The 10,569-nt window shown below is 39.8% G+C and carries 11 protein-coding genes and 1 riboswitch; of the genes, 8 read left to right on the forward strand and 3 right to left on the reverse strand.

Features of this window, described 5'->3' with window-relative positions; genetic code table 11:
* Positions 1–320: 320 nt before the first annotated feature.
* The gene (locus ACR42H_RS11345; protein WP_436376208.1) at positions 321–2,009 is read left to right on the forward strand and encodes a methyl-accepting chemotaxis protein; all 1,689 of its coding nucleotides are present in this window, start codon (positions 321–323) and stop codon (positions 2,007–2,009) included.
* Positions 2,010–2,042: 33 nt separating this feature from the next.
* Here ACR42H_RS11345 and ACR42H_RS11350 read toward each other — a convergent pair whose 3' ends face one another.
* A complete protein-coding gene (locus tag ACR42H_RS11350; RefSeq protein WP_436376209.1) occupies positions 2,043–3,017 on the reverse strand; it encodes a TIGR03943 family putative permease subunit in 975 nt (324 codons plus the stop codon).
* Between the two features lie 10 nt (positions 3,018–3,027).
* Entirely contained in the window at positions 3,028–4,020 is a 993-nt protein-coding gene (locus ACR42H_RS11355; RefSeq protein ID WP_436376211.1) for a permease, read from the reverse strand.
* 296 nt (positions 4,021–4,316) lie between these two features.
* Between ACR42H_RS11355 and ACR42H_RS11360 the strand changes: the two genes are divergently transcribed.
* From ACR42H_RS11360 to ACR42H_RS11375, 4 genes are all read left to right on the forward strand, one after another.
* Positions 4,317–5,519 carry a GTP-binding protein gene (locus tag ACR42H_RS11360; protein ID WP_436376902.1) on the forward strand — a complete coding sequence of 401 codons (1,203 nt, stop codon included), beginning with the start codon at positions 4,317–4,319 and terminating at the stop codon, positions 5,517–5,519.
* Positions 5,516–5,665 (forward strand): 50S ribosomal protein L33, encoded by a 150-nt coding sequence (rpmG, locus tag ACR42H_RS11365; RefSeq protein ID WP_113883922.1) that lies wholly within the window; start codon positions 5,516–5,518, stop codon positions 5,663–5,665. The genes ACR42H_RS11360 and rpmG overlap by 4 nt, the downstream gene beginning before the upstream one ends.
* Before the next feature lie 355 nt (positions 5,666–6,020).
* Entirely contained in the window at positions 6,021–6,773 is a 753-nt protein-coding gene (locus ACR42H_RS11370; RefSeq protein WP_436376213.1) for an SDR family oxidoreductase, read from the forward strand.
* A 128-nt stretch (positions 6,774–6,901) separates the two neighbouring features.
* The gene (locus ACR42H_RS11375) at positions 6,902–7,186 is read left to right on the forward strand and encodes a hypothetical protein (protein ID WP_436376215.1); all 285 of its coding nucleotides are present in this window, start codon (positions 6,902–6,904) and stop codon (positions 7,184–7,186) included.
* An 89-nt stretch (positions 7,187–7,275) separates the two neighbouring features.
* Here ACR42H_RS11375 and ACR42H_RS11380 read toward each other — a convergent pair whose 3' ends face one another.
* Entirely contained in the window at positions 7,276–7,557 is a 282-nt protein-coding gene (locus ACR42H_RS11380; RefSeq protein ID WP_436376217.1) for a phage holin family protein, read from the reverse strand.
* Positions 7,558–7,893: 336 nt separating this feature from the next.
* Between ACR42H_RS11380 and ACR42H_RS11385 the strand changes: the two genes are divergently transcribed.
* The 3 genes from ACR42H_RS11385 (at position 7,894) to ACR42H_RS11395 (ending at position 10,429) form a co-directional block, all read left to right on the forward strand.
* The gene (locus ACR42H_RS11385) at positions 7,894–8,094 is read left to right on the forward strand and encodes a cold-shock protein (RefSeq protein ID WP_009334826.1); all 201 of its coding nucleotides are present in this window, start codon (positions 7,894–7,896) and stop codon (positions 8,092–8,094) included.
* 117 nt (positions 8,095–8,211) lie between these two features.
* Entirely contained in the window at positions 8,212–8,796 is a 585-nt protein-coding gene (locus ACR42H_RS11390; RefSeq protein WP_436376219.1) for a DUF421 domain-containing protein, read from the forward strand.
* 159 nt (positions 8,797–8,955) lie between these two features.
* Positions 8,956–9,060, forward strand: a riboswitch (SAM riboswitch).
* A gap of 85 nt (positions 9,061–9,145) precedes the next feature.
* Complete coding sequence (locus ACR42H_RS11395; RefSeq protein WP_436376221.1) at positions 9,146–10,429, forward strand: Na+/H+ antiporter NhaC family protein; 1,284 nt, start codon at positions 9,146–9,148, stop codon at positions 10,427–10,429.
* Positions 10,430–10,569: the final 140 nt, after the last annotated feature.

Genomic DNA, 10,569 nt, shown 5'->3' on the forward strand with positions numbered 1-10,569 from the left:
TAAAAACAATTGGAAAAGCGCTGAATAACTTGCTGAAAAAATAAGCAAAAAGCGGAGGGGTTTGTCCACACCTTTTCAGTCCCTCTTAATACAATAATATAGAAGATCTCCTCCCTAAGGATCTTTGGTCTGCATAGTCGCCGCTAATCTGCCAGCCGGATTAGCGGCATTTTCTTTGTTTTTTGTGCAAATAATTGCGAAAGGAAGAGAATTTTCTGTAAATATATGAGCTGATAGGAAAAAAGAACCTGACTTACCAGGTGTGTTCATGTTAAATTATAAGTAGAATATCCTATTTTATCCGGAAAAGAGGAAAAGTCATGAAATTATCTGTGGCAAAAAAACTGTTCCTCGGGTTTTTGTCTGTTCTTTTATTATTTGGTCTTGTTGCCGGTTTATCGAATTATGAACTAGGTAACGTTAACAGAAATTATCAAAGCTTACTAGATGAAAATGTCTCTGAGGTGATGCTTGTAAAAACACTGAAGGCAGAGCTTATGAATGAAGCAGGGGGAATCCGAGGCTATCTCCTGACAGGCGACTCTACATATCTCAGTGACTATGAAAGTTCCCGCAAGAGAATGGAACATCATATTAATGAACTGAATAAATTAACCGCCAATAATGAAGAAAAGGTGTTGGCGAAAGAGCTGAAAGTGCTCCATGATCGCTACCAGAGCATTATTGATAAAGAAATTAAGTTTAAGCTGGAAGATAATAATGCATACATGTCATTAGTTGAAACCTCCGATAAACAGGTCAGCCAGGATTTTAACAAAAAAGCGGATGAACTTGTAAAATTTTATGAAACCCAATTAGATGCTGGGATAAATGAAACAGTATCCAGCGTAAAATCTGCTCAGGTCATTACTTTTATCATTACGATTGCAGCCATTCTGGCTGCGATGGCGATCGCATATTTTATAAGCAGAATGATCTCAAGGCCGATAAATCTGGCTGCAGCTACGATAGACAAGGTGGCTGGAGGGGATTTAAGCCAGAGCTCCATTAAAGTAAAAAACAGGGATGAAATAGGAGCGTTTATTTTATCTTTAAATAAGATGGTAAAAGATTTAAGATCTGTTGTCAGCCAGGTAAGAAACACTTCAGAACAAGTTGCATCAAGCAGTGAGGAACTGGCTGCGAGTGCAGAGGAAAGTTCATTGGCTTCTGAACAGGTTGCAGCTATTTCACAAAAAAATGCCCTTGGCACCGAACAGCAGCTTTACCGTTTTAGAGAGGTATCTTCTTCAATGGAGGAGATTGCTTCCGGAATGCAGCAGATTTCTTCAAGCAGCGAGCTGATGCTTGAAGCAGCAGAAAAAACTGATTATTTAACTAAAAAAGGCACTAAATCGGTCGGAAATGTTGTAAGGCAGATGAATGAAATAAATACTTCAGTAGGTGATGCCACACAGTATATTTATACGCTCGAATCCCGATCAAAAGAAATCAGCAATATCGTGGAGCTGATTACCACTATCGCCGAGCAGACCAATTTGCTTGCACTCAATGCAGCCATTGAAGCTGCAAGGGCTGGTGAGCATGGCAGGGGATTTTCGGTTGTAGCCGATGAAGTCCGCAAACTGGCAGAGGGTTCCAAACAATCTGCTGTTCAGATCCAGCAAATGATTGGTCTTGTTCAGGAAGAAACAAAGCAGGCCGTTCAGGCAATGGAGAAAGGGAATGAACAGGTGAAAGAGGGCCTTGAAGATACGATGGAAGCAAGTGCGGCTTTTGCCGAAATTGCCCATTCAATGGGCGATGTAACATATAAAGTCGAGGAAGTTTCATCCTCAGTTGAGGAACTGACGGCCTTAACCAGCCAGATCATTGATGTCATGACAAATGTGCAGGATATTTCAGAAAAAAATGCAGCAGCTTCACAGGAAACTTCTGCAGCAACAGAGGAACAGCTTGCCACAATGGAAGAAGTATCATCATCAGCCGGGTCACTTGCAAAGCTTGCTGAAGAATTGCAGGAAGTTGTGTCGAGATTTAAATTATAAAAGGGACTCAGCCTGAGTCCCTTTTACTTTACACTATAAGATTTTAATGGTTAATGGATACAGATATGGAATAAACGGCTCCTCAATTTCTTTCCAATCCTTAATTTTAATCAAAGGAAGCTCTGTTCCATTATAGACTGCCTTGTCTATTACTCCGCTAACCTTGACCCACATATTATCATAGAGTTTCGGAGCTTCCTCCATTTCTGAAAGAAAGCCAATCATACTTGCATCTGCTACACAATGCGTAATCAAAAACCTGGAAATGACAAGCTGATTGGAAGCAAGTCCTTCTTCTTTATATATAAATCCCTGAAATTCAATTTCCCTGCCAATGAATTTATCAATATCCTTACCGATTTCCTCATAATACAAGCTAAAAACTTTATCATCCATCTTAATAGCAGGAGACGAATACAGGTCCTTTTTTAATTGCCCAAATTCTTCATTGGATATTTCCTCTACTTCTTCATTTACAGATAGGTCATGCTCCAGTTCCTCGGCTTCTCCCAGCTCTTCTTCAAAAGAATAGTCTTCAAGGTCAAAGTCTGATTGCTCAGAACCTGCCGACGTATTCACCTCTTTTTTTTGATTACCAAGTATGGCCAGCCCGCCTTTCTTTTCAGCAATTGAAGCATCAAGAGTCTTTGCAGGCAATAAGAATCCTGTTAATAGCGGAAATAATATAATGGAATAGGACAGCAGCTTTTTACCTGTAAACGGTGTATCACCATGGTCATGATGATGAGAACAGTTATGATCGTCATGGTGGCAGCAATCCTCGCCGTGATGATGTTCGTGATCCACTTCTTCTTTTGTGGAAGTCCAAATCCTGGTAATCTGAATAAAAAATAAAAATAAAAAAAGTATGGAAGCGGATTGACTTAAGCGGACATACTTCGGATTAATATATTTGGTTATATCACCTGTATAATGAAGCTGAAAAATCAGTCCGCAAAAAGCCAATAGAATAAGCGCCCTTAATGCCTGCTGAAAATGGATTTTCATAGCAATCCTCCTAAATGAAATTCTGTACAAGAAGCAGCGTGAAAAAGACAACGGAAGCAGTCAGCGCTAATACCCCAAGAACAAACTTCATCCGAAACACACTAAGCATCATGATAGTATTTTTAAAATCGATCATTGGACCAAAGATGAGGAATCCGAGTACGGAAGACTTAGGAAATATGCTGCTGAATGAGGCACCAATAAAAGCGTCGGCCTCTGAGCATAGTGACAAAATATAAGCAAAGCCCATCATGATTAGCAAAGATACTACCGGATTATCAGCATTTTGCAAAAATGTTTTTGCCGGCATATAGACTTGTACAATGGAAGCTAATAAAGCACCAATTATTAAATATTTGGCCATATCAAAAAATTCATCGATTGAATGAGTCAGCATCGACCAAATCCGATCCAGGAAAGAACGATTGTTTTCACTGCTATGGGGTAAATGGAGAGTTTTCTTCAATTGCCCGGACTTAAAGAAGATGCTCACACTAAAGGCAACTATAATGGCAATTAGAAATCCCATTCCCATTCGTAAGCCCGCTATTTCAAAATCGTTTCCAAAAGCCATGTATGTAGAAGCAATGACGATGGGATTAATCAAGGGCCCAGTCAGCATAAAACCAATCGCTGCATATACTGGAACACCCTTGGACATAAGACGGCGTATGATAGGGACAATTCCGCATTCACACGCTGGAAAAAGGGCGCCCGCCACACAGCTCATTACAACAGCAGCTGTTCTATTTTTCGGAATCCACCTTTTTATATGATCTTCTGTAATGAAAATTTGGATAAACCCTGCAATCAGCACACCTATCAGGACAAATGGCAATGCTTCTATCAGGATGCTGATAAAGATAACATTCAAATTTAACAGAGAAGGGGGAATATCAAAAGATACCCCTAAGCCAGAGCTGAAAGATATTAAATATACCAGAATGGCTATCAAAATTATGCCCGTTATATCAATAATATGGCTGCGAAAAACTCGATTCATAGTATCCTCCTGCATTTTAAAATCGTAATGATTTCGTTTTATACTCTATATTAATTTTATGAGATTGTAAATGGGATTATGAGCATTTTGAAAGGATAGGAGAATTGGAGGATAAAAAAATATAATGTTTATCCTTGCAATCGATAGAAAATTTTAATATGATTTAAAACGTAACGATTACGATTTGATAAAAACCAGCCAATATTTTCGAGCCAGCACTATATCTAATCGGATTAGTGGGCACTAATCTGCTGTAAATCGGAATGAGTACTATTTATATTGAAAAGGAGAAAATCATGACACAGAAGATACCCGTCATCGTACTGAGCGGCTATTTAGGAGCAGGAAAGACCACTCTGCTCAACCACATTTTACATAATCGCAGCAATCAGAAAATTGCAGTGATTGTAAATGATATGAGTGAAATCAATATAGACGCATCCATGGTAAAAAAAGGTGGTTTTTCCAGGGCTGATGAAAAACTGGTAGAGCTTCAAAACGGCTGCATCTGCTGTACTCTGAGAGAAGACTTAATGATAGAAGTCGAAAGGCTGGTTAAAGATGGGGATATTGACTATATCCTGATTGAATCCTCAGGAATATCAGAACCTATTCCGGTTGCCCAGACTTTTACTTATATCGATGAAAGTTTAGGAATTAATCTTTCAAGAAGGTGCAGGCTTGACACCATGGTTACAGTTGTAGATGCAAATCGTTTTTGGCATGACTTTGCATCCGGAGAAACTCTTCTGGACCGCAAACAGGGCACAGATGAAAGTGACGTCAGGGAAGTTGTTGACCTATTAATTGACCAAATAGAATTTGCGAATGTCCTGGTGCTGAACAAAATGGATTTGGTTGATCCGGAAAGGGCTGATGAACTTAAGGCTGTATTAGAAAAGTTAAATCCTGAAGCGAAAATTATTAAAGCCGTAAATTCAGGGATTGAACCGGAAGAGATCCTTAATACTAGCCTTTTTGATTTTGAAACGGCGAGCCAGGGAGCAGGCTGGATTAAGGAGCTTAATGAGGAACATACGCCGGAAACTGAAGAATATGGAATTTCATCCTTTGTATATAGAAGGAAAAGGCCGTTCCATCCAGAAAGATTCATGCAATGGCTAGAGGATTTCCCTGCAGATATTGTGAGAGCCAAAGGCTTTTTCTGGCTGGCTTCCCGAAATGACATGGCTGGGCTCCTGTCTCAGGCAGGGTCATCCATAACACTGCAAGGTGCTGGGGAATGGATAGCAGCTCTTCCAGAAGTGGAAATAAACGAAATGTTAAAAAATGAATCAGAACTGCTTGATAAATGGGATAAGGAATTTGGAGACAGAATGACAGAGCTTGTTTTCATTGGCATGGATATGAAACAAGAAGAAATTGCATTAAGTCTGGATAGGTGTTTACTAACCGACAAAGAAATGAGTTCAGATTGGAGCATGCTGGCTGACAGGCTGCCAGCTTTTAATTCTGCTATAATGGAGGAAATCATATGAGAGTGAAAATTACTTTGGCATGCACTGAAACAGGGGATCGCAACTATATTACAACTAAAAATAAAAGAAATAATCCTGATAGAATTGAATTAATGAAATACTCTCCAAAGCTAAAAAAACACACCCTGCACAGGGAAACAAAATAACGTAATCGTTCTCTTTTAATGTCTGGATGAATGCTGACGTAAACTAACAGAGCAATCTGAAAAATTTTGTTGCTTTTTCCCGTTCTTGCAGATATGCTCAAATTAGGAGATATACGGAAGGGGAATTGAGATTCTATAATGTGGCAGAACTTGTAATCATTTTAAGCTAAAATAGGGCAGCTTTCTCATTATGTTGCAAAGGCCTCTCTATTTTTAAAAATGATGAAAACGAGGAATGCCTTGCTGTGGAATCTCAAACCATAAGCTGGCAGATACCTTGTTGTGTATCTGCTTTTTTATTGGAATCTTTATCTCCTGGCTAGTCGCAGCAGGCCCAAATTGGAGGGAAAGCTGAATGAATCAACAGAATAAGACCGTTATTGTTACAGGTGTCAGCAGCCATAAAGGCATAGGTGCTGCTATTTGCCGAAAGCTGGCTATCCGAAATTTTAACATATTCTTTACTTATTGGGATGCCGAGCCCCATTGGGAAAAAGTATTCAGCAAGGAGATATCGGAAATCGGGGTTGCATGCAAAGGTCTTGAAGCAGACTTATCGGATGTTCAATCAGCAGAAAAGGTGCTTGAATCTGCTGCTTTGACAGTTGGAAAGCCGATGATACTTGTTAATAATGCAGCTCATTCAACAAGAGATGGATATCTGGAACTTAATGCAAAAACACTGGACGCACACTATGCGGTTAATATGAGAGCCGTATTTCTTCTATGCACAGAATTCGCCAAAAGATTTCCGGATTGGAATTTGCCTTACGGACGAATCATTAATATGACTTCCGGACAAGAACTGGGACCAATGCCCGGTGAATTGGCCTATGCTTCTACTAAAGCAGCCATCACGGCATTTACCAGATCTCTGTCAGCAGAAATTGCTCATTTAGGAATAACCGTCAATGCGATTAACCCTGGTCCCACTGATTCTACATGGATGGATGAAAGCATTAGAAGTCACCTTTTGCCTAAATTTCCAGCCGGCAGAATCGGCCAGCCTGAAGACTCAGCCAATCTTGCAGCATTTCTGGCAAGTGAAGAGTCAAAGTGGATAACAGGACAGGTGATTCATTCCGAGGGAGGGTTCATTCGCGGTTAACCTAAGAGCAAGTGACATTTATTTAACAAATCTCAGCTATTTATATCATTTTCGATACAAAATACCCAAAAGGGTTTATTGATCTCCTCCAAATGTGTATAAATAGAAGTTATAGAGGGGAGAGACCTATGTTAAATTTATTAAATGACCCTGATTTTGTGCAAAAGTGTGAAACTTCTTCCCCGCTTGAGATGGTTGAATACTTAACAGGCGGTAATATTAGAGGATTGGAAAAAATAACTTTGGGCACGCTTGCAAACAGAAAACAGCTGCCGGCAAATGTCGTAAATGTCCTGATCGTTTATTTTTTTAGCACGTTTGCCAATAAAGTATATGACCGAAATGATCTTGCCAGGCTTTATGATTACTGGGCATCGAATCATGTATACAGTTTTGCAAAGCACAGGAAATGACTGGAGAAGATATTGTAAATGTCCTGGCGGGCTTAAAATAATAGAGTAAATAAAAGGTTCATCCCAATTGGGATGAACCTTTTTTGATATCACCTATTTCTTTTATTGCTGTATGCACCTTCTATAGTCTGTTTCATCATTTGATGCCCGAGCACCGCAACGCCTGCTGCAACGATTCCGTTAAGGAGCCCTTCAAAAGAAAAGCCAAATGCAAGGCTGCCTGCGGAAACAGAAATAATTACAAGAATCCATATGATAGACCAATCAGGAATTTTTGGTGTTTGTTTCAATGCATACCCAATTACCCATAGGGCCGGGACCAGCATGTAATAATTCTGGTTTAAAAAATCCAGTAAGTTCAATCCACTCACCTCCTGATCCTGTTTTCTATATTTTATGAATGCATCATATAATTTGTTTGTCTGCTTGTCTCTAAAATGGTATATATTAACATGATAGATTTACACATATTGGAAGGTAAAGAAGGCGGAATAGTTTGAAAATTACTCCTGTAAACGGGTGGTATAGTTGACATTCCTTCCTATAAGTGCTAAATTTGAATCAGCCGTTATGCATCGTGTTATATTTTGCTAGCTGCTTTTTCAACCGTTAGGCAATGGTCTGGATGAGTAATGAATGTAAAGTTATAAGCGTGTATATGGTGAATTTACACATGGCTTTTTCTAGCCAATAGGAGGATTTTTTTCATGAAAAACGGTAAAGTAAAATGGTTCAATGCTGAAAAAGGTTTCGGATTCATCGAAGGTGAAGACGGAAACGACGTATTCGTACATTACTCTGCTATCCAATCTGAAGGTTTCAAATCTTTAGAAGAAGGCCAAGAAGTATCTTTCGAAGTTGTTGAAGGTGCACGCGGACCTCAAGCAGCTAACGTAACTAAACTATAATCGACAGACCCATACAAAAACAGCCTGGCCACATGGTCAGGCTGTTTTATTTATTACCGATTGTATATAAGTACCTGCTATGCCATAACCTATGAGAAAAAGGGAGGTGGCTATAGGATGAACTTTATATGGGAATCAGTCCTTTTAATTTTTTCAGGGGTGCTGCTTTTGCGTGTGGCCGGAAGAAAATCCATCTCACAAATGACACTAGCCCAAACAGTTGTGATGATTTCAATAGGTACCATCATTATTCAGCCGATCGTTGAGACTAGTGTTTGGAAAACGATTGCTGCAGCAGCTATCTTAGTTGGGTCATTAATATTAATGGAATATCTTCAGGTTAAGTTTAATTTTATTGAAAAATTTATAACAGGCAAATCTAAAATTGTGATTGAGAATGGAAAACTAAAAACAGCAAATATGAGGAAATTGCGCTTTACAGCTGATCAGCTGGAAATGAGGCTCAGAACCAGCGGAATCACAAAAATTTCAGATGTCAAAATGGCCACTCTTGAACCGAATGGACAGCTTGGGTATGAGTTAATGAATGATGCCAAGCCTTTGACTGTTGGAGAATTTAAAAGGCTGATGGGAGAAATGATTTTGCAGTCGCCTGTTCAGCCTGCACCTCAAGCATCAGAGGATATCTTTCAGGAGCTGAAAAAGGGTCATACCCCGCCAAATCCCAAAGATCTGCACTAGTTTTAAGCCGCATTGCGGCTTTTTTTAATCCCAATCTCTATTTTCACTCTTTAAAGTATTATTCAGATTCTTAGTCCATAACAAAAAAGTGCTTGAAGTTTCGCGAGTTTCCTGTATAATTTTCAAACGTGAGTTATTTCAGAATAATTTCATATGAATCGCTTATCAAGAGAGACTGAGGGACTGGCCCTAAGATGTCTCGGCAGCGGGCTCTATAGAGCGCTGTGCCAAATCCAGCAAGCAGAGGTGCTTGGCAGATAAGAAGAGAACGATTGATTTGTTAGATCTCTTCTTGCTTGAAGAGGTCTTTTTATTTTGCAGGAAATTCCATTCGGAGAGGAGATTTTTTATGAAAAACAAGGGGAATCCCTGGGCATTATTGCCGCTTTTGGCTTTCCTTCTAATTTTTATAGGAAGCGGCATTGCAACAGGAGATTTTAATAGTATTCCAATCATTGTCATTGTTTCCGCTACAGCCGGAATAGCACTGGCAATGAACAGAAAAAAGCCATTCATGGAAAAAGTAGAGATATTCACGAAAGGGGCCGGACATCCTGATATCATATTAATGTCCATCATTTTTATCCTGGCAGGGGCTTTTTCTGGTACGGCTAAGGGAATGGGGGCAGTTGATTCGACGGTGAACCTTGCACTCTCTTTTATCCCGCAGAATCTGCTTATGGTCGGAATTTTTATCATTGCATGCTTTATTTCGTTATCGATGGGAACATCCATGGGAACAATTGTAGCTCTTGCTCCAATTGGTGTAGCCCTTTCAGCGGAGACAGATGTTTCTACAGCATTGGCGATTGCAGCAATAATAGGGGGTGCCATGTTTGGGGATAATCTGTCCGTCATTTCAGATACGACCATTGCTGCTGTCAGGACTCAAGGAACGAGAATGACGGATAAATTCCGTGTGAATTTCTTAATCGTCCTGCCTGCTGCTTTGCTTACAGCTTTGATTCTAGGGATTTTAACAGCAGGTCAGGAAAGCGTGGTAACCAGCGGGGATTACAGCTTTTTGAAAGTAGTCCCTTATCTTGGCGTATTGGCTGCTGCTTTGCTTGGCATGAATGTTATTCTTGTGCTTAGCGGGGGTATCCTTCTTGCTGGCCTTATCGGAATTGCAGACGGCAGCTATACTTTTGTTTCATTCCTGCAAATGATTTCTGAGGGAATGGCTGGTATGCAGAACCTTGCGATAATTGCCATCCTCATTGGCGGATTGGTTGAGATCATCCGATTTAATGGCGGAATTGATTACTTGCTTCACATGGCTACAAGCAAAATAAAATCCCGCAGGGGAGCTGAATTTGGTATTGCGTCACTTGTATCCCTGACAAATTTATCTACAGCCAATAACACAATTGCCATTATTATTGCAGGGCCGCTTGCCAAAAAAATTGCAGATCAATATGAGATTGACCCGCGTAAATCAGCAAGTATTCTTGATATATTTGCCTGTTTTGTACAAGGGACTATCCCATATGGAGCACAGATGCTGGCTGCATCCGGACTCGCTGCCATTTCGCCGGTGAGCATTATGGCATATTCCTTTTATCCGATATTAATAGGCATTTGTGGTATTATTGCCATTTTGATCAACTTCCCTAAACTAAAAAAGCAATAGATGAAAGAGCCTATGCTGGGCTCTTTTTGTTTTCGAACAATGCTATGTTTTGGAAAAAACCTCTGATATAATTAGAACGAATGTTCTGTTAAATTTTGCTTAGCCTCTACCGTTTTTTGATTTGGTATAATGGTAACATT

The organism is Cytobacillus sp. BC1816, from assembly GCF_051353635.1.
In the GTDB taxonomy this organism is placed as follows: Bacteria; Bacillota; Bacilli; order Bacillales; family Cytobacillaceae; genus Cytobacillus; species Cytobacillus oceanisediminis_C.

What these genes read in the sequence shown, in the direction of transcription:
- ACR42H_RS11350 (WP_436376209.1), bottom strand. Translation starts at nt 3,017, where the DNA reads ATGAAAATCCATTTTCAGCAGGCATTAAGGGCGCTTATTCTATTGGCT.
- ACR42H_RS11395 (WP_436376221.1), top strand. Translation starts at nt 9,146, where the DNA reads ATGAAAAACAAGGGGAATCCCTGGGCATTATTGCCGCTTTTGGCTTTC.
- ACR42H_RS11385 (WP_009334826.1), top strand. Translation starts at nt 7,894, where the DNA reads ATGAAAAACGGTAAAGTAAAATGGTTCAATGCTGAAAAAGGTTTCGGA.
- ACR42H_RS11360 (WP_436376902.1), top strand. Translation starts at nt 4,317, where the DNA reads ATGACACAGAAGATACCCGTCATCGTACTGAGCGGCTATTTAGGAGCA.
- ACR42H_RS11390 (WP_436376219.1), top strand. Translation starts at nt 8,212, where the DNA reads ATGAACTTTATATGGGAATCAGTCCTTTTAATTTTTTCAGGGGTGCTG.
- ACR42H_RS11355 (WP_436376211.1), bottom strand. Translation starts at nt 4,020, where the DNA reads ATGAATCGAGTTTTTCGCAGCCATATTATTGATATAACGGGCATAATT.
- ACR42H_RS11375 (WP_436376215.1), top strand. Translation starts at nt 6,902, where the DNA reads ATGTTAAATTTATTAAATGACCCTGATTTTGTGCAAAAGTGTGAAACT.
- ACR42H_RS11345 (WP_436376208.1), top strand. Translation starts at nt 321, where the DNA reads ATGAAATTATCTGTGGCAAAAAAACTGTTCCTCGGGTTTTTGTCTGTT.
- ACR42H_RS11370 (WP_436376213.1), top strand. Translation starts at nt 6,021, where the DNA reads ATGAATCAACAGAATAAGACCGTTATTGTTACAGGTGTCAGCAGCCAT.
- rpmG (WP_113883922.1), top strand. Translation starts at nt 5,516, where the DNA reads ATGAGAGTGAAAATTACTTTGGCATGCACTGAAACAGGGGATCGCAAC.